Raw genomic sequence first — 25,443 nt, 5'->3', positions numbered from 1 at the left:
GTCCGACCCACTGAGGAGAAAGCATGCGAATCGCCCTGAGCCAGCTCACCACCGGCCCGGATCCCGGGAAGAACCTGCGGCTCATCGAGGAATGGGCACAGCGCGCCGCGGACGCCGGAGCCCGTGTCGTCGTCTTCCCCGAGGCCTCGATGGCCTGCTTCGGCACCCCACTGGCACCGCTCGCCGAACCCCTGAACGGACCGTGGGCGGACGGAGTACGGGAGATCGCCAGGGCCACCGGCACCGTCATCGTGGCCGGCATGTTCACCCCGGCAGACGGCGGCAAGGTGACCAACACCCTGCTGGCCACCGGCCCCGGCGTCGAGACGTCGTACGACAAGATCCACCTCTACGACGCCTTCGGCTACCGTGAGTCCGAAAGCGTCGCCGCGGGCTCGCGGACCACCGTCATGGATGTGGACGGCGTACGGCTGGGCGTGGCCACCTGCTACGACGTCCGCTTCCCGGAGCTGTTCCGGGCACACGCCGACGCCGGGGCGGCCGCGACCCTGCTGGCCGCCTCCTGGGGAGCCGGGCCCGGCAAGCTCGACCAGTGGGAGCTGCTGGTGCGGGCACGAGCCCTGGACGCCACCCTCTGGCTGGCCGCCGTCGACCAGGCCGACCCCGGCACCGCCCCGGGAGGCGCGCCGACCGGCATCGGGCACAGCCGGATCGTCGGCCCCGACGGAACCGTGCGGCACGCCCTGGACGCCGAACCGGGACTGCTGGTCGCCGACCTCGACATCGACGAGGTCACGGCGGTACGGAAGACGACGTCGGTGCTGGTCAACAGGCGACCGGAGGTATGGCAGTGAGCAAGCCGGAGCTGGAATTCCACCTGCCCGCCGGGCCGTGGACCACTCCCACGGGGGCCGGTCCTGGCGTACGGGAACGCGTGCTGGCCGACGACCCCGACGGCGGCGGCCGGACCGTTCTGGTCCACTGGGCACCCGGCACCGACAGCTCGGCGCAGGGTGTGACACGCCATGACTTCTGGGAGGAGGTCTATCTCGTCGACGGGGCGATGCACGACCTGACGCTCGGCGAGACCTTCACCGCGGGCATGTACGCCTGCCGCCCGCCCGGTATGCCGCACGGCCCGTGGACCTCCGAGAACGGCGTCACGATGCTCGTGGTCACGTACCCCGAACCACCGTCACCACCGACTAGGAGCCCTCGAGCAGCACCTTGAGCGTCGACTGGAGGTGATGGTCGATCGCGGCGCACGCCTGCCCGGCGTCACCGGCGGCAAGGGCGTCCACGATGGCCCGGTGCTCGTTCAGCACCGCCTCCTGTCGCCCTTGCCGGTTGAACACGGCCACCACCCCGGCCCGGACCTGGCGACTGCGCAACCCTTCGTAGTGCCGGTCCAGCAACGTGTTCCCCACGGCCGACACCAGCGCCGCGTGGAACTGGTGGTCCACCGCGATGAACTCCCGGGTCTGGTCGGGGCCGGTGAGTTCATCCTGCCGCTCCAGCAGCGACCGCATCTCCTGCACCGGCGCCTGTCCGGTGGCGACGAGCTGCTGCGCGGCATATCGCTCCACGATGCCCCGCAGCTCCATCAGCTCCCTGATCTCCCGCCCCGTCAGCGGCGACACCCGGGCGCCCCGCTTGGGCACGAGTTCGACCAGGTCCTCGGCGGCGAGCAGGAGCAGCGCTTCCCGGATGGGGGTGCGGGAGACTCCGATCCGGTCGGCGATCTCCTGCTCGGACAGGAACGCCCCCTGCATCCTGGGATCGGTAAGAACCGTGTCCTTCAGATACGCGTACGCCGTCTCCCGACCGGACGCCACCGCAACCCCCAGAAGCTCGCATACATAGCGTATACAGACGCTACCACGCACTGCCGGGCGACCAACGATGGTCACATTCCGCAATCGTGGTGGCGCTCTCCGCAGTGGACGAGGATGATAGTTCTGGGCACCAAATGCCCGATCTTTCCTGGAGTGCACAGTCAGTGCACATGGTTTCGATGGTTCGCACCGCGTGACGGGCCATCCGGGGGGTAATGCCATGTTCTCTTCCGTACCGCCGCTTCCCAAGGTCAACTCGTTTGTCGAGGCGCTCGAACAGCTCATCAAGCAGCCACCCAAGAGACGCGGCCCGGCCCCTCAGGTTCTGCTCACGCAGCTGAGCGACGGCACGGAGGCGGAGCGCATCGCGGACGGGCTGTGCGGGCGCTTCAGCGCCGGGGGGCGGGCCAGGATCCCGTACGCGCAGGTGGCGGGGGCGCCCTCCGGCCCTCGGCGCGAGGGTGTGGGCGACACCTTCCAGAAGATCGAGGAGGAACTCCTCCGCAACCGGCCCAGCGGCTTCGGCAGGCTGCGGCTGCCGCAGTACCGCCTCATGTGCAGCATCGTCGAGGCGCAACTCACCGAGGGCCAGCCCCTGGTGCAGGCCGAGGAGTTACGGAACAAGTGTTACGAGGCGCGCTGCAAGGACTCCAGGATCCTCCGAGCCCTGGAGGCCGTCAGCGGCGGCGAAGAGCCCCCGCCGAGCATCCCCGCCACCGCCTGGTACTGGCTGCGCCGCCCGCTCCTGGGCCTGCTTCCACGCTGGTGGTACGGATGGCGGAACGGGCGTCGGATGACGCGTAAGGGCAGCTGGTACCGCCTGTGGGCGGAACTCCCCGAGAGGGGTGCGGACTTCTTCGCCGATGCCCGGCGCCTCGCCGGCGCGGACGGCTCCTCCGGACTCGACCAGACCGTGGCCGTGCTGCTGCGGGCACTGCTCGCCGATCTGCAGGCAGCCTGCCGCCACCCGCTGCTGTCCCCGTGGGGTCGTCGCCGCAAGCACCGCTTCGTCCTCGTCTTCCCGCAGGTCGAACCCGCCGAGCCGCACGTGGGCCAGCTGCTGGCGCAATTCCCCGACGCGGTCGAGCAGACCGGATGCACGGGAGTGCTCCTGGTGGCCGCGGTGCCGCCCGACGGGGGTTCGACGGAGAGCTACGCCGAGGCCGCCGTCACGCTCAACTCCTGGAGGGTGGCCGCAGGGGTGGGCAGGGCCCGTGTCGTACGGGTGGGAGTGGAGCCGTCTGCCGACGACGCGGACGCCGCGCGCTGGCTCAGCCGCTTCCCGGAGATCTACCTCGAGAAGACCCACTCCGACCTCGCCCCGCGGCTCGAGGCCGCCCTCGCGTCGGTGGCGGGGGCCACCACGCTGGCACTCCTCGCCACATACGGCCTGACCTGGCTGCTGCCGGAGGGAGACAAAACCGACTGCCTGACGCGCACTGCCGCGACTGAGTCCGCCGCGCCGTCCGGCACCGGCCGTATCCCGTCCGGAAAGTCCCCGAAGGAGCTCTACAGAGCGGTCCGCGCCATGATCGAGCGGCAGAACGAGGAAGCCGACGGGGCCGCCGCGCGGCCCGGCGCGATGGTGAGGACCGTCGTCTATCTGGGCGTGCCTGTCACCGTCAACTCATGGAAGGAGGCGATGTACAGCGGAGCTATTCCCGAACTGCGAGGGATCGCCCTGGCCCAGGAAGAACTCAACCGTGAGGCGTCCCGGGACGAGGGCAACAAGGTATGGCTGCGAGTCCGGGTCGAAGATGCGGGCCCACGGTTCACCAAGGCGCCCGCCGTCGCCGCCGGGATCGTGAGAGAACTGAAGAGAGAAAAGGGCGACGAGCAGATCATGGGAGTGGTCGGCCTCGGCCAGAGCCGCAAGGACACCCTGCGGGCCCGGGACATCCTGGGCGAGGGCGGGCTGCCGGTGATCGGAACCGTCGCGACCGCCGAGGAAATGCAGCGGCACCCGATGTACCGGCAGGTCGCACCGGACAACCGCCGAGAGGCGCGCATCGCCGCCGACTTCGCCCGCCGAGGCAACATCGTGCAGACCGCCCCGGGAAAGTGCGCACCCGCCGAGCGGGCCGTCGTGATCGCGGACCCGACCGACAACTACAGCGCCAATCTCAGCGAGCGGTTCACCGAAGAGTTCAGGGACACCCACCGCATCTGGTACACCGCGGGCGGCGACCGCATGAGCCACCACCCCGCGCAGGAAGACGGCGTCGAATGGGTTCAGAAGTTCTCCGAAATGGCCGAGAAGGTCTGCCGTCGACTCAAGGACGAACCGCGCACGGTGGTGTACTGGACCGCGCGGGCGAATGAATTCGGCGCGTTCCTCGATGAATTCAACAGTGGCACGGAGTGCAATGGGCAGCTGACCGCGCTCGGCGGAAACGACCTCACCAATGCCGTCGTCGACGAACAGCGCCCCAGCGAGCGCTACCCCCGGCTGCGGCTCTACTACGCGGCGCACGCCCTGCCCAAGTCGTACCCGCCCAACGTCATGGGCGAGAACTTCCATCGTCAGTACGTCGCCACGTACGGCAATCGCGACCCCTGGAGCAACGACGGCCGCACGCCACTGGCCTCCGACGCCCTGCGAGTGCTGGCCACAGCACTCAACGAGGCGCGTCAGGACGCGGGGACGGCGGCATTCGGCCGTGGCACGGTGCAGGCCGCCCTGGTGAACGGAGCCGGCGGCGCGGCCGGGGTACGGGGCGCGTCGGGGACGCTGGCGTTCGGACGGGACGGCAAAGTCCCCACGGCCAAGCGGCTACTCATCCTGCACGACACAAAGCGCGGGCCGGAGGTGGCGTTGGAGTGCGGAGCGCGCGACAACGGCGACGAAAGGAAGACATGGGGGCCGGATAATGAGTTCGCCTGCCCAGGTGACTAGGGTCTGTCCGCGAGCGCAAGCCTGAACGCTCCCGATCTCCACACATGAGATCGGGAGAAGCCCAGGGGCTTCACGCAAAAAGCCTGGTCAGCGCGCTGACCAGGCTTTGGATTAAGTGTCCGAGGGGGGACACGCGCCATACGTACACGCCCGTCTTGCGCGGGGAGCTGCTTCTGCCGTAGCCACGGTCATGGGCAGAGCCGGGCAGCCTCCGCCACGGCCATCAGCGCGGGCCGAGCGGACGCGTGCGGCGGTGGGGATCAGGGGCATGGAGTGGCGGTGGCCGTTCCTCACGGCTGAAATGATCGTGGACGAAAACGCTTGTTCTGGCGAGATAAAGTCTTGGGCCCGCACACCACGGAACAGGGGGATGACGCATGGGGACACCGCAGGTCAGATGGAGCGCGTTGCTGGAGATACTGACGCGCGACGGTCGGATCGAGGTCGAGGCCGCCGCTGACGTACTGCGGGTCTCCGCCGCCACGATCCGGCGTGATCTGGACGAGCTGGCGCGTCAGCAGATGGTCACCCGCACCCATGGCGGCGCCGTGATCAACGCGATCGCGTACGATCTGCCGCTCCGTTACAAAGCGGCGCGCAAAGCTCCGGAGAAGGAGCGGATCGCCGACGCCGCTGCGGGCCTGGTGAAGGCGGGCGCCGTGGTGGGTCTGAACGGCGGCACCACGACCACCGCGGTCGCCCGCGCGCTGGCCGCCCGCCCGGAACTGGGCACAGAGGGCGCCGGGCCCTCGCTGACGGTGGTCACCAACGCGCTGAACATCGCCAACGAACTGGTTGTACGCCGCCATGTGAAACTCGTCGTCACCGGCGGCGTGGCCCGCCCTGCCTCGTACGAGCTCACCGGGCCGCTCGCCACCGAGGTGCTCACGCGGATCGCCCTCGACCACGTCTTCATCGGCGTCGACGCGATCGACGTCAGATACGGTGCGACGGCCCAGGATGAGGGCGAGGCCGACATCAACCGGGCGCTGGCACTGCGCGCCGAACAGGTGGTCGTCGTCGCGGACTCCTCCAAGCTGGGTCGGAGGGCCTTCGCCCGGATCTGCCCGGTGGAGGACGTCCATGTGCTGGTGACCGACAAGGCGGCGGGCCCCGCACTGACCGACCCGTTCGCGGCTGCGGGCGTGGAGATCGTCCGGGCCTGAGCGTCGCCCTTGTTGAGAACAACAGCCGTGCGCTGGAGTGCTGCTTGATTCTGATCGAAACTGCCAGAATCAAGCATTCACATCCATGATGCGCACGGGATCATCCAGGGGGCGACCCTGAAGATGCGCGAGGCGGCGGGCGCCTTCGCGCCCGACCCGCGCACGGGAAGCGCAACCGGGCGAATCGGGCGTGGTTCACACAGAATTTACCGCCGTCTTCCCCAGGCCCGCGGCCTCACGGGCCAGGGCGCGGGCCTGGGAAATCCACCGTCACCAGGGGCGATGGGCCCGATAGTTGGGGTCAAGAAATCACGGCGATGAGTGTTGACAGCTGACATTTATAGCAAGAATATGAACGCAAATAAGCATGATCTTGCAGTGCTACTCAACGACACCATGCCGCCCCGCAGGAGGACGTGAGTGCGCACCCACCCCCGTAGACCGCGCGAAACCGGCGGATTCGGCATGCTCCTGGCCGCCACGCTGGCCCTGGCGCTCATACCGTCCGTGACCGAACCCCTCACCACACCGGCCCGGGCAGACACCTCCGCCCAGCCGAACGTGACCCGCAGCGCGGATGCCCTCACCGTGTCCGTGCCGGCCACCGAGAAGACCCCCGGCTACATCATCGACATCGCCACCGGCGAACTCGCCATCACCACCGAGCGCGCCGGAGAAGCCGTGCTCAGCACCGCGGGTGGCGAGACGGGAGGCCTGCGATTCCGCTCCGGCGGCCAGTGGCAGCGCGCGACCGAAGTCACCGACTGGGCATGGGAGGACGGTGACCTCGTCCTCACCGCCGACACCACGCTCGACGGCGCCACCGTCAAAGCGCGGCTGACCCCTACATCCGACCGCTATCAGTTGGACTGGGACGTCGAGGGCGGCAGCCCCGACCAACTCGGCCTCGCCTACGACCTGTCATCGGCGGGCCACTGGTACGGCCACGGCGAGGCCGAGACCCCGCAGGGCGGCCCCGGTGTCGATCAGCCCTGGCCGCTCGACACAGGCGAGGTCGAACACGCAACCTTCGGCCCGGCCTCGTACAACATGATCGACCCGTTCTGGTACACCTCCACCGCGACCGGTCTCCGGGTCGACACCGGGGATGTCATGGACGTGACACTCAATAAGGACAAGGACGGCCTCGGCCGCTTCACCGTCGAGTCGCCCGACACCTACAAGGCCACCGTGTTCGTCGAGTCGACCCCGCTGGAGGTCTACCGCGACTACATCGGCATCGTCGGCAAGCCGGCCAAGAGCGATGCCACGTACGAGCAGTACGCCAAGCCGCTGTGGAATTCCTGGGCACAGTTCTACACAAAGGTCGACCAGGAGAAACTGCTCGACTATGCCACCGACCTCCACGACAACGGCCTTGACGGGCACACCATCCAGCTCGACGACAAGTGGGAGTCGAACTACGGCAATCTGACCTGGGACCCCAAGACCTTCCCCGACCCCAAGGGCATGTCCAAGAAGATCCACGACATGGGGTTCGACTTCGGCCTCTGGGTCACCCTGTGGATCAACCTGGACTCGGACAACTACCAGCACGCGGTCGACAACGGCTATCTCCTCATGGACGCCAAGGACACCAGCAAGCCCTGCGAAGTGACCTGGTGGAACGGTCAGGCCGGAATCATCGACCTGGCGAACCCCGACGCCAGGGCCTGGTACGTGGGCAATGTCAAAAAGCTCATGAGCGACTACGACATCGACGGGCTGAAGTTCGACACCCGGTTCTTCGACGAGAAGTGCGCGCCGCGCGAAGGCCACCAGGCCACCGACTACCAGAAGCTCGGCACACAGCTCGCCGACGAGTTCGACCTCCAGGGCGCGGGCATCCGGGTGCACTGGAACGAGACGGCGCACAAGGCCGGCTTCGTCACCCGCCAGGTCGACAAGGGCACCGGCTGGGAGTCCCTGCGCGCCTCCGCCACCCAGAACCTTGCGATCTCCACCATCGGCTACCCGTTCGTCGAGTCCGACATGATCGGCGGCTCCGGCGGTCAGCCCGCCCCGTCCAAGAACGTCCTGGTGCGCTGGGCGCAGTCCGCCTCGCTGATGCCGCTGATGTACTCCTCGACGTCACCGGTGGACACCAATGACACCACCACCGGGCAGAAGGTGGACTACGACCAGGAGACGGTCGACCTCTACCGGCAGGCGATCGAGACGCACAAGAAGCTCGCCCCGTACATCTGGGACCAGGTCCAGTCCACCCTGAAGACCGGCGACCCGATCATGCGGCCCCTGTTCTTCGACTTCCCGAAGGACAAGGCGAGTTACACCGTCACCGACGAGTGGATGCTCGGCCCGGCCGTGCTGGCCGCGCCCAAGCTGAGCACCGGCGCCACCCGGACCGTCCATCTGCCGCCCGGCACCTGGTACGACGTCAACCAGGGCACGGTGATCCGCGGCCCCAAGACCCTCAAGGGGTACGCGGCGCCGCTCGGCGTCACCCCGGCATTCGTCGACCTCAAGGCCAAGGGCGCCGCCAAGGCCATCAAGGCGCTGAAGCGCCACGACGTCCCGGCCGCCTCCGTCCTGATCAGTCCGGACGCCCCGTCCACCGGCTCCGGCACCCCCTTCGAGGTGACCACCGAGGCGACCAACTGGTCCACCCGGGCCATCAGAAACGTCCAAGCGGTGCTGGACCTCCCCGACGGCTGGACCGCCACGGCGGCCGGCCCCACCACCGCGAAGTCCCTCAGGGCCGGGGGAACGCTCACGACCACCTGGACGGTGACCCCGGCCGCCGACGCGAAATGGGGCGGTCACGACCTCACCGGGAAGGTGACGTACGACCGTGCCCAGAAGGTCTCCGACACCGTGCGGGCGGAGGTCAAGGCGGCCCCGGGCAGTGTGGCGGCCCCGTATCTGACGACCGCCACCACCGATGACGCCCGATACGCCCAGGGCGGGGACCAGTTCGCCATCTGGGCCGGCGGTCAGGACCTGTCCGGCTGGAAGGACGAGAAGGGCGTCATCTACCTCGACGACGCAGCCGGAGAGAAGGCCACGGTGCGGACCGAGCTGGTCTCCCAGGACAGCGCCTCACCCTTCGGCAAGGCGGGGATCGCCCTCGCCAACGATCTGACCGCACCCGGCAAGGGCGGTTACGCGGTGCTGGTCATGACCGAGCGGTACGGGCTGGAGTTCATGACCGACAGCGATGGCGACGGCGCGCTCGACACCTGGGCGGGCGGTGGCTCCACCTACCACCCGGCGTATCTGAAGCTGACCCGGGACGGCACCGCCTACACCGCGTATGCCAGTAAGGACGGCGAGACCTGGTCACGGTTGGGCACCGCCGAGGTGCCGTCGGCCGCCGGCACCGGTGACGCCGGGATGGTCGCCAGCGCGGCCAACGTCAGTTACCCCGGCGAGAACATCGAGGCCGTCTTCAGCGGATTCTCCGTCACCTCCTGACGACGCCACCGCGCACCTCCGCGAAAGAGGGAGCACAGACTCATGGCACGTACGTCCTCGCTCGTCGCCGCCTTCGTCGCGGGTGTCGTGGTGGCGGCGACCACCACCGCGATCGCCGTCACCGGCACGAACACCGATACCGACCTCGATTCCAAGGCCACCACCACCTGGCTCACCGTCAAGGTCGCCGACGCCATGGGCACCAAGAACACCGTCACCTGGGTGCCCACGGGATCCTTCGCCAGCTCCGCGGAGGAGCGGGTCCCGCGCTATCCGATGACAGCCATCCAGGGCAAGGACACCAAGGAGCTGGCCCTCTCCGCCGTGCGCAACGAGCAGATCTCGGCGCAGCTGGCGATCGCGTCCGGCCAGGATCTCGACAACGTCAAGGCCGTGGTCGGTGATCTCAGCGGGCCCGGCGGGGCGAAGCTGTCCGGGGACGACACCCAGATCCGGTTCGTGAAGTACGTCCCCGTGCAGCGCTCCAAGAGCGAGATCGACTGGTCCGCCACCATCGACCAGGTCAGCTCCGGCAAGGAGGTCTCCGGCGACCGCAACCCCGATGTGGTCGGCGACCCTCTCGAAGAGCGGTCCTCCGTGGACGTGCCCGCGTACGCGGCGCAGCCGGTGTGGTTCACCTTCCACATCCCCGAGAAGGCCACGCCCGGCACCTACCGGGGCACGGTGAAGGTCGACGCCGACGGCCGCACCCAGGCCCGTTACCCGCTGACCATCGAGGTCGCGGACGCGAGCGCGCCCGACCCCGATGACTACGGCTTCTTCCTCGATGTTTGGGCCCAGCCGGAGACCATCGCCCAGGCACACGGCGTGCAGCTCTGGTCCGACAAGCACTGGAAGCTGATCGGGGCCTACAGCCGCGACCTGGCTTCCCGCGGTCAGAAGGTCATCAACACCACCATCGTCGACAACCCCTGGCACCATCAGTGGTCGCTGGGCACCCGGGAGTCGCAGACGGCCACGCCGTACTCCAGCATGGTCGGCTGGACCTGGGACGGGAAAGCGTTCTCGTTCGACTTCGCCCGCTGGGACAAGTACGTCCGGACCGCCAGACGCGCCGGGCTCGGGCCCGACATCGGCGCCTTCTCCATGCTGGCGTTCCAGGACAGGGAGCACCTCACCTACACCGACACCCGTACCGGCAGGACCGTCTACGAGAACGTCGATCTGGGCGGGGACCGCTGGCGGGAGGCGTGGGGGGCGTTCCTGCCCGCGTTCGAGAAGCATCTGAAGGCGAAGGGCTGGCTGGAGGACACCTGGCTGTCCTTCGACGAGCGCCCGATCAGCACCATGACGGTCGTCAAGGACTTCGTCCACGAGGTCGCACCGGCCTTCGACGACCGTATCTCCGTCGCCGGGTCGATCAGCACGGAGGGCGTCGCGTCGAACCTGTCCGTCGACTGGGGCGGTATCGACGCGATGACGAAGGAGAAGGTGGCGGAGCGGCGCGCGGCCGGAAAGATCACCACCTTCTATGTGTACGGCTCACCGGCTCATCCGAACACCCTGTCGTACTCTCCCGCCGTCGAGGCACGCATGCTGCCGTGGATCTCCGCCCAGCGGAATCTCGATGGGTTTCTGCGCTGGTCGTACAACAGCTGGACCCGTGACCCCTTCGATCAGCCGGTGCACATCTTCACCCAGGGCGACGAATACCTGGTCTACCCCGGCAAGGACGGGCCGATGTCCAGCATCCGCTGGGAGCAGTTGAAGGAGGGCATCGAGGACTACGAGCTCATCGCCGAGCTGAGGAAGAAGGAGGCCGGCGCCGCCGACAGCGACGCCCTGTCCGAGGCCCTCGCCACGGCGACCCGGAACCTCGACGGCCGTACGAAGGACGTCACCGACATCGAGACCGCGCGGGCGGCCGTGGTGAAGGGGCTGACGTCATGAGAGGGCGATGGCGCTCCCTGTTGCTCGCCGCGCTTCTGTCCGTCATTCCCCTGACCGGTCCGGGCGCTGCGACACCGGCCCAGGCGGAGCCTCGGGCGCAGGAGCACACGGTCACCTACGACCAGTACTCCGTGAAGGTCGACGGCGAGCCCCTGTACATCTGGGGCGCCGAGTTCCACTACTTCCGGCTGCCCAGCCCCGACGCGTGGCGTGACGTACTCCAGAAGATCAAGGCGGGCGGATTCAACGCGGTCTCGCTGTACTTCGACTGGGGTTACCACTCGGCCAAGCCGGGCTCATACGACTTCACCGGCATCCGTGATGTGGAACGGCTGCTGGACGAGGCCGAGCGCGCGGGTCTGTATGTGATCGCCCGCCCCGGCCCGTACATCAACGCCGAGGTCTCCGGCGGCGGCTTCCCGGCCTGGCGGAAGACCAGAAAAGGCGTCAACCGCACCTCCGAGACCGGCTATCTCGACGACGCGCGCGAGTGGATGAGCCGGATCAACCGGATCATCGCCCGCCACCAGCTCACCCGCGGCACCGGCACGGTGATCCTCTACCAGGTCGAGAACGAGTACCAGGGCGGCCGCCACGACGCCGACTACATGCAGACGCTCATCGACTGGGCGAAGGACGACGGCGTCGACGTGCCCACCTTCGTCAACGACGGCGGCGCCAACAAGAACTGGGTGAGCGGCAAGGGCGCCCCCGACATCTACGGCTTCGACGCCTACCCGCAGGGCTTCGACTGCTCGAACCCCGACGCCTGGAAGAACCTGCCCGACTACTCCTATGTGAACGACTGGAAACCCGAGTCCCCGCTGATCATCCCGGAGGCACAGGGCGGCGCCTTCGACCCCTGGGGCGGCACCGGATACAAGGACTGCGCGCGGCTCACCGGCACCGACTTCACTCGGGTCTTCAGCAAGATGAACATCGCCGCCGGGGTGACTGGCCAGTCCTTCTACATGACGTACGGAGGCACCAACTGGGGCTGGCTCGCCGACCCCAACGCGGTGTACACGTCGTACGACTACGGCGCTCCGATCAACGAGTCCCGTCAGCTGACCGACAAGTACCAGGAGTTCAAGCGCCTCGGGTACTTCGTCAACTCGGTCCGCTCGCTGGCGCGGACCGACAAGGCAGAGGCGCCCACTCCTTCCGATGAGGCACTGCGCGTCGACCGGCGGGTCAACCCCGACGACGGCACTCAGTTCTTCACCGTCCGGCACGCCGACACCCGGGTGAAGGACAAGGATGCGACCACTCTGTCCCTGTCCGGCGCGGACGGCGACTATCCGCGCGTGCCGCAGCAGGGCACGATCACGGTCGATGGCCGGGACGCCAAACTCCTCGTCGCGGGCTACGACCTGGGCGATCAGCGGCTCGTCTACTCCACCTCGGAGATCATGACGCACGCCCGCGTCGGCGACCATGACGTGGCGCTGCTGTACGGACGCGAGGGCGAGGCCGGTGAGACCGTCCTGCGGTACGCGAAGCGGCCGAAGGTCACCGTGCTCGACGGCGATGTCACCACCGCCTGGGATGCCGAACGTGGCGATCTGCGGCTGGACTACACCCACGACGGGCTGGCCCGAGTACTGGTGAACGGCCTGGAACTGCTGATCGCCGACACCGCGGAGACCGCCCACTGGTGGCGGCAGGACACCGCCGCGGGCCCGGTCCTCGTGCGTGGCCCGTCCCTCGTCCGCACGGCCGAACTGGACGACGGCACGCTGAAGCTGACCGGTGACTCCACCGACGCCTCGAAGATCGAGGTCATCGCCGACGCCACCAAGGTGACGTGGAACGGCCGCGCGGCGGCCGTCACCCAGGCTCCTCGCCCCATCGAGCTGCCCGAGCTGACGACGTGGAAGTACAAGGAGGAAGCGCCGGAGTCCGCCCCGGGCTTCGACGACTCCACCTGGACCGCCGCCGCCAGGCTCAGCGCCAACAACGCCGAACTGGACGGATCGCTGCCCGTCCTCGCGATGGACGAGTACGGCTACCACCACGGCGACGTCTGGTACCGCGGCCGGTTCACGACCACGGGGAAGGCGACCGCGATCGCGCTGAACGCCAACACCGGGCCGACCGGCCAGTACGCGGTGTGGCTCAACGGCAGCTATCTCGGCAGCTCCGGCGACGGCGCGCACACCTTCGACATCCCGGCGGGGACGCTCGAGGCGGAAGGCGACAACGTCCTCTCCGTGCTCGTCGAGAACGCGGGCCACAACGAGGAATGGGGCCACGACTACTCCAAGGAACCGCGCGGTCTGCTCGGCGCCGAGGTGATCGGCGGGGCCACCACCCTCACCTGGAAGATCCAGGGCGGCCGGGGCGGCGAGAACCCGGTCGACACCGCACGGGGCCCGTACAACAACGGCGGGCTGTACGGAGAGCGGGCCGGCTGGTCGCTGCCGGGTTACCCCGGCAACGGCTGGAGCCGCACCACCCTGTCCGGGCAGACCGGGAAGACCGGGCCCGGTGTGCGGTGGTACCGCACCACCGCCGGGCTCGACCTGCCTCGGGGCCAGGACAACGCGATCGCGTTGGATCTCGCCGAACCCAAGGGTGGAAGTACCGACTACCGCGCCCAGATCTTCGTCAACGGCTGGCTGATCGGCCGCTACCTGGCCGACACCGGGCCCCAGACGCGCTTCGTCATCCCCAAGGGCATCCTGCGCGAGCAGGGCGGCAACACCATCGCCCTGGCCGTCTGGTCCACCGACAAGGCTTCGGGCCCCGGCTCCGTGACCCTCGTCGACCTCGGCGCGTCGGCGGGCGGGATCAAGGTCCGTACGGTGGACGCGCCCTCGTACGACGCCAGGACCTACGCCATGCCGGCGTCGGGCGCCCGGGTCACCGTCGGCGCCGAGCCGTTCCTTAAGCCCGGCACGGCCACCGAGGTCCCCGTCACGCTCACCGTGCCGAAGGGCGCGCCGACCGCCCGGAACGTCAAGCTGGCGCTGACCGTGCCGGACGGCTGGACCGCGACCACCGACGACACCACCCGCTTCGACCGGGTCCGGCCCGGCGACACGGTGACCGCGGCCTATACCGTCACCCCGCCCGGCGACCCGGTTCACTACGCCGTCCTGTCCGCGACCGCGGAGCTGACGCAGACCGGCCATCCAGGCACCGTCACCGGCCGGCGGGCGGTGCAGGTGCCGCCGCCGGGACTGTCCGCCGACGCCTACGTGAGCGACCTGACCCTGGTCAAGGCGGTCAACGGCTGGGGCCCGGTCGAGAAGGACGCCTCCAACGGCGAGTCAGCGGCGGGCGACGGGCGGCCGATCGCGATCGGCGGCACCACGTACGCCAAGGGCCTCGGCGTGCACGCGAACAGCCAGATCCGGGTCTACCTCGGCGGCGGCTGTACCCGGTTCACCGCCACCGCCGGGGTGGACGACGAGGTCGGCGACAACGGCAGCGTCTCCTTCCAGGTGATCGCCGACGGCCGCTCCCTCTTCACCGGTCCGGTGCTGTACGGCTCCGGCGGCGGCGCCGCGATCGACGTGGACGTGACCGGTGCCCGCTGGCTGGACCTGCTGGTCGACGGCGACGGCGACGTCTCCACCGACCACGCCGACTGGGCCGACGCCCAACTGACCTGCGGCGGCGGTGCCTGATGCCCGGCGTGAGACGGACCCTCCGCTGCTGCTCGGCGGCGCTGACCCTGGCCGCCCCGCTGCTCGGCGCGGCCCCGGCAGCCGCCGCGACCGGGCCGATCACCCTCGCGACGCCGGGCTACGAACTGCGCGTGGCGACGGACCGGCTGACCCTCACCACGGTACGGGCGGGCCGGACCGTCCTGGCCACGGCGGCGGGGGCGTTCCGGTTCCGGATCGGCGCTGACTGGTACCTCGTCCGGGAGGTCACCGGCAGCGCCCGCGACGGCGACACCCTGCGCGTCACCGCCGCCACCGATCTGCCGGGCGTCACCGTCGACCTGAGGATCACCCTGCGGTCCGACCGGTACGACGTGACGTGGTCGCTGTCCGGGGCGACCGCGGACGCGCTCAGCACGGCGTACGACTTGAAGAGCGCCGGGCACTGGTACGGGCACGGCGAGAACAGCGACCAGACGGTCCAGCCGTGGCCGCTGGACTCCGGGCAACTGGTGGACACCGGGTTCAGCCCGGCGTCGTACCAGGTGGTGACCCCCTTCTGGTACACCGCGAGCGCCACCGGGCTGCGGGTGGACACCGGTGAGCCGATGGACGTGCGCATCAACTCCGGCGGCAACGGGCTCGGGGAGTTCACCGTGACCGGAGAGCGGCCCGCCGCCTCCACCGTGTTCGTCGAGGACACCCCGGCCGAGGTGTATCGCGACCACATCGAGCTGGTCGGCAAACCCGAGCGCTCCGACACTCCCTACGAGCAGTACGCGACCCCGCTGTGGAACTCCTGGGCCCAGCTCTACACGGAGCAGACCCAGGACAACGTCATCGACTGGGCCCGTTCGCTGGCCGACGCGGGGCTCGACGGGCACGCGGTACAGGTCGAGGAGAGCGTGATCGCGGCCGACTTCGGTGAACGCTTCCCCGATCTGCCCGCCCTGTCCAAGGAACTCGGCCGCCTCGGATTCGACCTTGGCATGTGGACCGGCCTGTACATGCCCGAGACCGCCGCCGACTTCTCCTACGCCGTCGACCACGGATATCTGCTGAAGGACCCGTCCGACCCGTCCGAGCCATGCCTGTTCACCTGGTGGAACGGCCGCCGGACCGGGCTGATCGACCTGGCGAATCCGGCCGCGCGGCAGTGGTACACCGAGGATCTCAAGGCGCAGACACGCGAATCCGGAGTGGCAGGATTCAAGTTCGACACCGCCTTCTTCGACGACCGATGCGCGCCCTACCCGGGAGCGACCCGTGCCGACTATGTGACGTACGGCACCGAACTGGCCGACGAGTTCGACCAGCAGGGGGCGGGGCTACGGGTCGCGTGGAACGCCGCGCAAGCCAAGGGCTTCGCCACCCGCACGGCCGACAAGCCGACCACCTTCGGGGGGCTGCGCGCCTCCGTCTCGGCCAACCTGGCCGTATCCACGGTCGGTTACCCGTTCGTCGAGACCGACATGATCGGCGGCTCGCTCCAGTACCCGCCGCCCACCAAGGCGGTCCTGGTCCGCTGGGCGCAGGCTGCCTCCCTGATGCCGCTGATGTACGCCTCGACCTCGCCCACCGGCGTACGGGACGCGACGACCGGCGAGTGGGTCGGCTATGACCGGGAGACGGTCCAGCTCTACCGCGCGGCCATCGCCACGCATGAGCGGCTGGCCCCGTACATCTGGGACCAGGTGCGGAACACCGTCAGGACCGGCGATCCGATCATGCGGCCGCTGTTCTTCGACTTCCCGGAGGACGGGCGGTCCTACACGGTCTCCGACGAGTGGATGCTCGGTCCGGCCGTGCTGGCCGCGCCCAAGCTCGACGAGGGCGCTGCCCGGGACGTCTTCCTGCCGTCAGGAGTGTGGCGCGATGTCAACCGCGGCACGGTCGTCCACGGCCCCGTGACGCTCAAGGACTACGCGGCGCCCCTCGGGATCACCCCGGCGTTCGTGAACCTCAAGGCCAACGGCGCCGCCAAGGCGCTCAAGGCACTCCACCATGCTTCCTGAGGAGGACCCGTGCTTGGCGTGCCTGGCGTGTTCAGAGGGCTCGGACACCGCGGATTCGCCGCCTTCGCCGCGGGCTTGGCGGCCACCCTGGCGGCGCTGCTGGTGGCGGCGCCGGCCGAGGCCGGGCAGCCGGCCTGGACGGGTACGTGGGCCACCGCGCAGCACGCCTCGTACGACCCCGGCACCTCGGAGGTGACGGTGCGCATACCGGTGCGCGTGAGCGCAGGCGGGTCGAGCGTGCGGATCCGGCTGACCAACGGGTTCACCGACCAGCCGGTGACGATCGGTCATGCCACCGTGGGGCTGCGCGGCAGCGGTTCCGCCGTGGCGCACCCGTACGAGTTGCGCTTCGGTGGGAAGCGGGAGGTGACGATCGCGGCGGGCGGGGACGCGGCCAGTGACCCGGTCCGGCTCGCCGTGCCCGCCCGTAGCGACCTGGTGGTCAGCCTGTACTTCCCGGGCCGGCTCACCCACATCAGCCAGCACTGGATGGGGCTGCAGACCGTCTACTGGACGCCCGACGGCGGTGGCGACCACGCCTCGGACGCCGACGGGGACGCCTTCACCCGGACCGACTCCGCCTTCCCGTTCCTGACCGGCGTCGATGTGCGGGGCGGTGACACGGCGGGCGCCGTCGTGGCGCTCGGCGACTCCATCACCGACGGGGCGTCGTCCACGGCGGACGCCAACCGGCGCTGGCCCGACTACCTGGCGGCCCGGCTTTCGGCCTGCTCGTCCACCGCCGGGGTGCTCAACGAGGGCATCAGCGGCAACCGGATCACCGCCGGGACCGACGGCAACCCGTCTGCGCTGGACCGGCTGGAGCGCGACGTGCTGTCCCAGCCGAACGCTCGGACGGTGGTCCTGTTCGAGGGCGTGAACGACCTCAGCTGGGGTGGCGCCACCGGCGACCAAGTGATCGATGGCATGAAGGAGATCGCGCGGCGGGCGCATGCCCGCGGGCTACGGGTGATCGGCGCGACCGTGGTCCCGTACCGGGGCTGGGGCGACTATTGGACGGAGGCCAAGGAGGCCGACCGACAGAAGGTCAACACGTTCGTACGCTCCGGCGGCGTCTTCGACGACTACGCCGACTTCGACAAGGCGGTCCGGGATCCGGCCGACCCCACCCGCTACGCCGCCGCGTTCGACTCCGGTGACCATCTGCACCCCAACGACACCGGGATGAAGGCGTTCGCCGACGCCGTCGACCTGGCCGCCCTCGGCGTGGCCCGCGACTGCCCCTCGGCCCGCGTCCGGCTGACCCCTTACCAGCCGAGCCTGCGGGCCGGTCAGGCCACGCCGATGACGACGACCGTCACCAACACCGGCCCCACGGCCGTCACCCGTGTCAGCACCCGCCTAAAGCTGCCGCACGGCTGGTCCGCCGAACCGGCCGACAGCGCACGGATCCACACCCTCGCCCCGGGCGAGCGCGCCGCCGTCACCTGGACCGTCACCCCCGCGGCCGACGCCGCATGGGGCACCCACCCGATCAAAGTGGACGCCTCCTGGAGCCAGGGCGGCCGGCCACGGCACGACTCCGACGGCGTGGACGCCACCGTCGTGCCTGTCCCGTCCGGGGTGCGGGCGCCGTACCTGACGACCGCCACCGCCGAGGACGCCCAGTACGCCCAGAACAGCGGTCGAAGCGGCGACCAGTTCGCCATCTGGGCGGGCGGCCGGGACCTGTCCGGTGGGATGGACGAGAAGGCGGCCGTCTACCTGCCCGGCGCCGCGCCGCGCTCGGGCAGCGTCACCGCCCGGGTGGTCGGCCAGACGGGCGGCGGGCCGTCCGCCAAGGCCGGGATCGCCGTCGCGGGCGACCTGACCGCGCCGGAGAAGGGCGGCTACGCCGTGCTGACCATGTCGGCCCAGTACGGCGTGGAGTTCATGACCGACAGCGACGGCGACGGCCGCCTGGACACCTGGGCCGGCGGCGGCAGCTCCTACCACCCCGCCTGGCTGCGGCTGGTGCGCGACGGCACGACGTACACCGCGTACGCCAGTGCCGACGGCACCGCCTGGCAGCGGGTCGGCACCGAGACCGTGCCCTCGGCGAGCGGCAGCGGCGACGCCGGCCTGGTCGCCAGTGCCGTCAACCTCAACTATCCCGGCCAGACCACCACAGCTGTCTTCGACTCCTTCTCCGTCACCGAGTGAGAGGCACCTTCATGGCAGTCAGCCGCAGAGACCTCCTGACCACCGCGACCGCCCTCGGCGGGGCCGTGCTGCTCGGCCCACCGGGGATCGCTCACGCCCTCAGCGGCAGGGCGCGCCCCGACTATGAGCCCACCAAGGCATCGCTGGACACCCACCCGGTGCCGCGCTGGTACAAGGACGCCAAGTTCGGCATCTTCATCCACTGGGGCGTCTACTCGGTGCCCGGCGGCACCGGACGGCACAACGCCGCCGAGTGGTACCTGTGGTACCAGAGCTTCAAGGACACCGCCGAGTGGAAGTACCACCGGGACACCTACGGCCAGGACTTCGTCTACGACGACTTCATCCCGCGGTTCAAGGCCGAAAACTTCGACCCGGACTCCTGGGTGAAGCTCTTCGAGCAGGCGGGCGCCCAGTACTTCGCGCTGACCAGCAAGCACCACGACGGCTTCGCCCTCTTCCCCAGCGAGGTCACCGACCGGCACTCGGTGAAGTACGGCCCCAAGCGCGACCTGGTCGGCGAGCTGATGACCGCCGCCCGCAAGCGCGGCACCGTACGGCCGGGCCTCTACTACTCGCTCGGCGAGTTCTTCAACCCGGCCATCGGCCGGCCGATGAAGAACTTCTACACCGACGAGGAAATCCCGATGGTCGGCTACAAGCCGGTTGAGGACTACGTCGGCGACTACGAGCTGAAGCAGCTCTACGAGATCATCGACCGGTACGACCCGGAGCTGCTGTGGGCGGACGGCCAGTGGTTCCGGCCCACCGGGGAGCCGCCGTGGCGCAGCGAAGAGCCCATGGCCTACTACTACAACAAGGCCAAGAACCGGGCGCGGCCCAAGGGCGTCGTGATCAACGACCGGTTCGACACCCACTTCGACTTCGCCACCTACGAGCAGCGCACCAACCCCACCATGGACCCGCAGAAGTGGGAGTGCTGCATCACCATGGGCTACTCCTGGGGCTACAACAAGCACGAGCTGGACGAGGACTACAAGACCTCCGAGTTCCTGATCCGCCTGCTCGCCGACGTGGTCAGCAAGAACGGCAACTTGCTGCTCAACATCGGCCCCAAGCCCGACGGCACCATCCCCGCCATCATGCGGGAGCGGCTGCGCGACATCGGCGCCTGGCTGGACGTCAACGGCCCGGCGATCTACGGGTCGACGCCGTGGGTGCGGGCCGAGGAGGAGGGCAGCCCACTCGGCATCCGTTACACGGTCACCCCCGGCAAATTCAACATCATCGCGCTGGGCGCCCCCAGCGGAACCCTGTCCGTGCCCGCCGACATCCCGATCAGCGCCACCTCCAGGATCCGGCTGCTCGGCCACCAGGGCCCGCTGCGGTGGACCCGCAAGGACGGCAAGATCCACATCACGGTCCCCTCCGCTCTCCCCAGCGACATCGCGAACACCTTCACCGTCGACTGGGACCGGGGATGAGCGCGATGACCGGACGCGACGAAACCCGGTTCGACACCCTCGGACCCTCCCTCACGGTGACCACGGTGCCCGCGGACCCGGCCGGCGGCGACGCGGTGACGGCCACCGCGCACCTCACCAACGACTGTCCCTTCCCGCTCCGCGACGCCGTTCTCCACCTGATCGCCCCGGGCGCGACGACCGCCGCCAAAACCGTCCCCCTCGGCGACCTGCGGCGCGGCGTGAAAGTCACCCGCAGCTGGCAGTCCACGATGCCCGCCGACGTGGCGGGCGACGTGTCGTTCGCCGCGCACCTCGTCTTCGACGTCGACGGCAACAGCTCCGACTGCGCCCGCTCCGCCAAAACCGTCAGCATCCCCTACGAGCCCAACGGGGTACGCGAGCCGTACACCACCTTCGCCACCACCGACGACGCCAAGTTCGGCCAGTACGCCCCCGGCCAGTTGGTCATCTGGGCCGGCGGCCGGGACCTGTCCGGCGGCACCGACGAGAAGGGGGTCATCTACCTCCCCGGCGCCGCCGCCGAGTCCTGCGTGGTGCAGGTCAGGGCGGCCGACCTGACCGGCAGCGACAACCCCAGCGCCAAGTCGGGGATCGCGATCGCGGGCGACCTGACCGCACCCGGCAAGGGCGGCTACGCGGTGCTGACCATGTCCGCCCGGTACGGCCTCGAATTCATGACGGACAGCGACGGAGACGGACACCTGGACACCTGGGCCGGAGGTGGCGGCTCCTACCACCCCGCCTGGCTGCGCTTGGTGCGCTCGGGCACCACCTACACCGCCTACGCCACCGGCAACGGACTGGCGTGGGAGCAGGTCGGCACCGCCACCGTTCCGTCGGCGAGCGGCGCCGGGGACGCGGGAGTCGTCGCCAGCGCCGTCAATGCCAACTACCCGGGCACCACCGTCCGGGCGGTCTTCGATCACTTCTCGGTGGAGGCGCCATGAACGGCCACGCGTACCGGCCCGACGAGGACTTCCTCGCCCCGCCCATCTCACTGACCGTGTCGCCGACGAGTCCGGAGGCGGGCTCGGCGGTGACGCTGACCGCCACCATCACCAACACCGCCCCGATCGCGCTGCGTGACACGGTGCTCTACCTCGCCGTGGACGGCACCGGGCGGCCGTCCCCTCTGGGCAGCCTGGCGCCCGGTGCCACGGCCACCCGCAGCTGGCGGACCCGGCTCGCCGACGACGCCGAGGGCCTCGTGTCGTTCACCGCCCACGCGCTCTTCGACGTCGACCGCGACGGCTCCGACTGCGCCCGTGCCACCTCGTCGGTGCGGCTGCCGAACCTGTCGCTCGCCGGTGCCTTCGACAACGCGGGCATCGCCTCCGACGACGCCCTCACGGTCGCCGACATCGACGGGTCGCGGTCCAGCCTGTCCGCACAGGCGCTGGCCTCGGTCGGGCTGACGCCGGGGGCGGTGGTGACCTACGACGGGACGGCCTTCACCTGGCCGGACACCCGGCCGGGGAACAAGGACAACGTCGTCGCCTCCGGGCAGACCGTGCTGCTGTCCGGCTCGGGCTCCCGGCTGGCCTTCTTGGGCACCAGCACCTGGGGTGAGGGCAAGGGCGAGGGAGCCGTCCTCTACGCCGACGGCACGCGGCAGGCGTTCTCCGTCGCCGTCCCGGACTGGTACGGGGCAAGCGGCTCCGCCGCCGTGGTGGTGCCGTACCGCCACATCTCCACCGGCCGGGACGACACCCCGGTCAGCCTCTACGTGTTCGGCGTCGAGCTACAGGACAAGGAAGTGCGCGCCGTCGTGCTGCCGAAGGTCAGCGACGGCCTGCAGTCGGGCGTCCCCGCCCTGCACATCTTCGCGATGACGGTCGCCTGAAAGGACATTCATGAACAGCGACGAAGGCGTCAGCCGCAGACGAGTGCTGACCGGAGCGGCCGCTGTGAGCGGCGCGCTGCTGCTGGCGCAGCCGCAGGCCGCCCGGGCGGCCGCCGCGAACGGGAGCGCCCGGCCGTTCGACACGGCACCGGCCGCCGCCGCGCTGCGGCGGCTGGTGCCCGCCCACCACCAGCAGGTCACGCTGCGCGCGGTGGCGGCCGGCGACGGCGACCACTTCCGGGTCACCGGCCGGGCCGGGAGCATCACGGTGGAGGGCACCAGCCCCGCCGTACTGCTCACCGGGTTCAACCGGTACCTCGCCGAGGCCGCGAAGGCCGACATCTCCTGGAACGGCGAGCAGCTGAACCTCCCCCGGCTGCTGCCCGCGCCCGGCGCGGAGATCACGGGAGCGGCGAACGTCGCCCACCGGTTCGCGTACAACGACACCAACGAGGGCTACACCGGCGCCTACCGGGGCTGGAAGGCCTGGGAGCGCGAGATCGACGTGCTCGCGCTGCACGGCATCAACGAGGTGCTCGTGTACATCGGTGCCGACGCGGTCTACTACGACACCTTCCGGGACTTCGGCTACTCGGACGCCGAGCTGCGGGCCTGGATCCCCGCCCCGTCCCACCAGCCCTGGTGGCTGCTGCAGAACATGTCGGGGTTCGGCGGTCCGGTGTCCAAGCACCTCATCGACCAGCGGGCCGCCCTCGCCAAGAAGATCATCGCCCGAGTACGGGAACTCGGCATGACCCCCGTGCTGCCCGGCTACTACGGCACCGTGCCGGACGACTTCCTGGCCAAGAACCCCGGCGCGTCGCTGGTCTCCCAAGGCACCTGGGGCGCCTTCAAACGCCCCGACTGGCTCGATCCGCGCACGGACCTCTTCGCCCAGGTCGCCGCCGCCTTCTACCGGCACCAACGGGAACGCTACGGCGACAGCTCCATGTACAAGATGGACCTGCTGCACGAGGGCGGCAACGCCGGTGACGTGCCGGTCGGGGAGGCGGCCAAGGCCGTCGAGGCGGCTCTCCAGAAGGCGCATGCCGGGGCGGTCTGGGCGATCCTGGGCTGGCAGACCAATCCGAGCCGGGAGATCCTCGGCGCGGTCGACAAGAGCACGATGCTCGTTGTCGACGGCCTGTCCGACCGCTACACCACCGTCACCGACCGGGAGAGCGACTGGGACGGCACTCCGTACGCCTTCGGCTCCATATGGAACTTCGGCGGTCACACGCCGATCGGTGCCAACGCTCCCGACTGGGTGGACCAGTACCCGAAGTGGCGGGACAAGACGGACAGCGCGCTCGCCGGGATCGCGATGATGCCGGAGGGTTCCGACAACAACCCCGCCGCCATGGCCCTGTTCACCGATTTGGCCTGGACGCCCGGCGCCATCGGCCTCGACGACTGGTTCGCCTCGTACGCCGTGTCCCGGTACGGCGGCGAGGACCCGCACGCCGTCGCCGCGTGGAAGGCGATCCGTGCCACCGCGTACAGCATGACCCGCGCGGACGCGTGGAGCGAGGCGCCCGACGGGCTGTTCGGCGCCCGGCCGAGCCTGGGCGCCAACAAGGCCGCCGCGTGGGGCCCGGAGGCCGACCGCTACGACACCACCGCCTTCGACGCGGCACTCACCGAACTGCTCCAAGTCGCGCCGGGGCTGCGCGGCAGCTCGGCCTACACGTACGACCTGGCCGACGTGGCCCGTCAGGTGCTGTCCAACCGCAGCCGGGTGCTGCTGCCCCAGATCAAGGCGGCGTACGAGGCCGGGGACCGCGGCCGCTTCGACCGGCTCACCAAGACCTGGCTCAGCTGGATGAAGCTGATGGACAAGGTGCTGGCCACCAGCGGCCAGCACCTGCTCGGACGGTGGCTGGCCGACGCCCGTTCCTGGGGCGCGACCAGGGCGGAGAAGGACCAGCTGGAGTACGACGCGCGGTCGATCATCACCACCTGGGGCGGCCGGGCGAGCAGCGACGAGGGCCTGCACGACTACGCCAACCGGGAGTGGTCCGGACTGCTCGGCGGCCTCTACCACCTGCGCTGGAAGACGTACTTCGACGAGTTGTCCGCGGCGCTCGCGGCCGGCCGGCAGCCCGCCGAGATCGACTGGTTCGCGCTGGAGGACCACTGGGCGCACCAGCACGACAGCTACCCGGTGCGGACGTCGGGCGACATCCACAAGCTGGCCCGGAAGGTGCGGGACACCCTGACCGCGGATCCCCACCAGGTGGCGCTGACCGCGTCCGCCGACCGGGGAGCGGTGGCCGAAGGCCGCCCGGTCACGGTCACCGTGTCGTTCACCAACCGCAACGGATTCGGCCCCGCGACGGACGTGAGCCTGTCGGTCGACGCGCCGGAGGGGATGACCGCCGAGCCGGTCGGCGCGACCACCGCGGCGTCCGTCGCCCCGGGCGAGACATTCTCGGCGAGCTTCCGGGTCACCCTCACCGCGGCCGCCGGCGCGCTGGTCTCCCGGGTGCCGGTGGGCGCGTCCTACCGGACCGGCGGCTCGCGGGGCACGGCCTCGGCGGCGGTCCGCCTGATGACGGGCACCGGGGTACAAGCGCCTTACCGAACGGCTTCCTTCAACGACGCCGTCTTCGGCCAGTCCGGGGACGGGCTCGCCATCGAGGGCGGGGGCGCCGATCTGTGGGGTGGCACCAATGAGTTCGCCACGATCCACCGGGTCGCCGCCTTCGGTTCCGCCTCGGTCGCGACGGTCCAGGTCACCTTGCAGGACAACACCGGCGGCTGGGCCCGCGCCGGGTTGATGGTCCGTAACGACCTCTCCGCGAACGGCGACGGCTCGGCCGGGTACGTCAATCTGGCGGTGACGCCGTCCAACGGATGCGCGCTGTCCTGGGACGCCGACGGCAACGGAACATTCGACTCGATCGAACTGGCCGGGTCTTTCACCGCCCCGGTGCATCTGCGGCTGACGCGCTCTGGCAACGCCTATACCGGCGAGTGCAGCGGTGACGGCGTCTCATGGACCACGGTCGGCACGGCCACCCCGGGCGGCGTTGCCGACGCCCAGGACATCGGGGTGTTCATGACGGCTGCCAACGGCTGGACCGGCACCCGCGGGATCACCGGTTTCCAGGGCTTCTCCGTCACCTGAGCCAATTGAGACCTAGATGCACGACA

The 25,443-nt window shown here is 69.8% G+C and carries 14 protein-coding genes; 13 read left to right on the top strand and 1 reads right to left on the bottom strand.

The genetic code is table 11. The features are described from left to right. Window positions 1-23: 23 nt before the first annotated feature. Both ACH4S9_RS25315 and ACH4S9_RS25310 read left to right on the top strand, forming a co-directional pair. Window positions 24-815 carry a carbon-nitrogen hydrolase family protein gene (locus ACH4S9_RS25315; RefSeq protein ID WP_311728413.1) on the top strand — a complete coding sequence of 264 codons (792 nt, stop codon included), beginning with the start codon at window positions 24-26 and terminating at the stop codon, window positions 813-815. Then, window positions 812-1,192 carry a cupin domain-containing protein gene (locus ACH4S9_RS25310; protein WP_398374016.1) on the top strand — a complete coding sequence of 127 codons (381 nt, stop codon included), beginning with the start codon at window positions 812-814 and terminating at the stop codon, window positions 1,190-1,192. Before ACH4S9_RS25315 ends, ACH4S9_RS25310 begins: the two co-directional genes overlap by 4 nt. On the opposite strand, the gene ACH4S9_RS25305 is transcribed toward ACH4S9_RS25310, so the two are convergent. After that, window positions 1,167-1,796, bottom strand: coding sequence for a GntR family transcriptional regulator (locus ACH4S9_RS25305; protein ID WP_311728411.1), 630 nt, complete (start codon window positions 1,794-1,796; stop codon window positions 1,167-1,169). The two genes, ACH4S9_RS25310 and ACH4S9_RS25305, sit on opposite strands and share 26 nt — an antisense overlap. 220 nt (window positions 1,797-2,016) lie before the next feature. On the opposite strand from ACH4S9_RS25305, the gene ACH4S9_RS25300 reads away from it, so the two are divergent. From ACH4S9_RS25300 to ACH4S9_RS25250, 11 genes are all read left to right on the top strand, one after another. Next, window positions 2,017-4,692, top strand: coding sequence for an ABC transporter substrate-binding protein (locus tag ACH4S9_RS25300; RefSeq protein WP_398373928.1), 2,676 nt, complete (start codon window positions 2,017-2,019; stop codon window positions 4,690-4,692). Window positions 4,693-5,069: 377 nt separating this feature from the next. Then, window positions 5,070-5,858: a DeoR/GlpR family DNA-binding transcription regulator gene (locus ACH4S9_RS25295; protein ID WP_385348154.1), complete on the top strand. Its 789-nt coding sequence runs from the start codon at window positions 5,070-5,072 to the stop codon at window positions 5,856-5,858. Window positions 5,859-6,278: 420 nt separating this feature from the next. Continuing rightward, window positions 6,279-9,293, top strand: a complete 3,015-nt coding sequence (locus ACH4S9_RS25290) for a TIM-barrel domain-containing protein (RefSeq protein WP_398373927.1) — start codon at window positions 6,279-6,281, stop codon at window positions 9,291-9,293. Window positions 9,294-9,335: 42 nt separating this feature from the next. Next, window positions 9,336-11,204 carry a glycoside hydrolase domain-containing protein gene (locus ACH4S9_RS25285; protein ID WP_398373926.1) on the top strand — a complete coding sequence of 623 codons (1,869 nt, stop codon included), beginning with the start codon at window positions 9,336-9,338 and terminating at the stop codon, window positions 11,202-11,204. Continuing rightward, complete coding sequence (locus tag ACH4S9_RS25280) at window positions 11,201-14,839, top strand: beta-galactosidase (RefSeq protein WP_398373925.1); 3,639 nt, start codon at window positions 11,201-11,203, stop codon at window positions 14,837-14,839. Before ACH4S9_RS25285 ends, ACH4S9_RS25280 begins: the two co-directional genes overlap by 4 nt. Next, complete coding sequence (locus ACH4S9_RS25275) at window positions 14,839-16,833, top strand: glycoside hydrolase family 31 protein (RefSeq protein WP_398373924.1); 1,995 nt, start codon at window positions 14,839-14,841, stop codon at window positions 16,831-16,833. The genes ACH4S9_RS25280 and ACH4S9_RS25275 overlap by 1 nt, the downstream gene beginning before the upstream one ends. Window positions 16,834-16,842: 9 nt before the next feature. Then, window positions 16,843-18,996 (top strand): GDSL-type esterase/lipase family protein, encoded by a 2,154-nt coding sequence (locus ACH4S9_RS25270; protein ID WP_398373923.1) that lies wholly within the window; start codon window positions 16,843-16,845, stop codon window positions 18,994-18,996. Between the two features lie 11 nt (window positions 18,997-19,007). After that, the gene (locus ACH4S9_RS25265) at window positions 19,008-20,441 is read left to right on the top strand and encodes an alpha-L-fucosidase (RefSeq protein ID WP_398373922.1); all 1,434 of its coding nucleotides are present in this window, start codon (window positions 19,008-19,010) and stop codon (window positions 20,439-20,441) included. Between the two features lie 5 nt (window positions 20,442-20,446). Beyond that, the gene (locus tag ACH4S9_RS25260) at window positions 20,447-21,391 is read left to right on the top strand and encodes a hypothetical protein (protein ID WP_385348135.1); all 945 of its coding nucleotides are present in this window, start codon (window positions 20,447-20,449) and stop codon (window positions 21,389-21,391) included. Further along, window positions 21,388-22,287 carry a CARDB domain-containing protein gene (locus ACH4S9_RS25255; protein ID WP_398373921.1) on the top strand — a complete coding sequence of 300 codons (900 nt, stop codon included), beginning with the start codon at window positions 21,388-21,390 and terminating at the stop codon, window positions 22,285-22,287. The genes ACH4S9_RS25260 and ACH4S9_RS25255 overlap by 4 nt, the downstream gene beginning before the upstream one ends. Before the next feature lie 10 nt (window positions 22,288-22,297). After that, window positions 22,298-25,417, top strand: coding sequence for an alpha-N-acetylglucosaminidase TIM-barrel domain-containing protein (locus tag ACH4S9_RS25250; protein WP_398373920.1), 3,120 nt, complete (start codon window positions 22,298-22,300; stop codon window positions 25,415-25,417). Window positions 25,418-25,443: the final 26 nt, after the last annotated feature.

Origin of the sequence: Streptomyces sp. NPDC021225, assembly GCF_044332865.1 — a bacterium.
Lineage (GTDB): Bacteria > Actinomycetota > Actinomycetes > Streptomycetales > Streptomycetaceae > Streptomyces.
The sequence above is the reverse complement of the archived record's forward strand: the minus strand, read 5'-3'. Positions and strand labels throughout refer to the sequence as shown.

Excerpts from the sequence above, each read along its gene's own strand:
- ACH4S9_RS25315 (WP_311728413.1), top strand. The coding sequence starts at position 24 with ATGCGAATCGCCCTGAGCCAGCTCACCACCGGCCCGGATCCCGGGAAG.
- ACH4S9_RS25275 (WP_398373924.1), top strand. The coding sequence starts at position 14,839 with ATGCCCGGCGTGAGACGGACCCTCCGCTGCTGCTCGGCGGCGCTGACC.
- ACH4S9_RS25265 (WP_398373922.1), top strand. The coding sequence starts at position 19,008 with ATGGCAGTCAGCCGCAGAGACCTCCTGACCACCGCGACCGCCCTCGGC.
- ACH4S9_RS25255 (WP_398373921.1), top strand. The coding sequence starts at position 21,388 with ATGAACGGCCACGCGTACCGGCCCGACGAGGACTTCCTCGCCCCGCCC.
- ACH4S9_RS25300 (WP_398373928.1), top strand. The coding sequence starts at position 2,017 with ATGTTCTCTTCCGTACCGCCGCTTCCCAAGGTCAACTCGTTTGTCGAG.
- ACH4S9_RS25280 (WP_398373925.1), top strand. The coding sequence starts at position 11,201 with ATGAGAGGGCGATGGCGCTCCCTGTTGCTCGCCGCGCTTCTGTCCGTC.
- ACH4S9_RS25295 (WP_385348154.1), top strand. The coding sequence starts at position 5,070 with ATGGGGACACCGCAGGTCAGATGGAGCGCGTTGCTGGAGATACTGACG.
- ACH4S9_RS25260 (WP_385348135.1), top strand. The coding sequence starts at position 20,447 with ATGACCGGACGCGACGAAACCCGGTTCGACACCCTCGGACCCTCCCTC.
- ACH4S9_RS25285 (WP_398373926.1), top strand. The coding sequence starts at position 9,336 with ATGGCACGTACGTCCTCGCTCGTCGCCGCCTTCGTCGCGGGTGTCGTG.
- ACH4S9_RS25250 (WP_398373920.1), top strand. The coding sequence starts at position 22,298 with ATGAACAGCGACGAAGGCGTCAGCCGCAGACGAGTGCTGACCGGAGCG.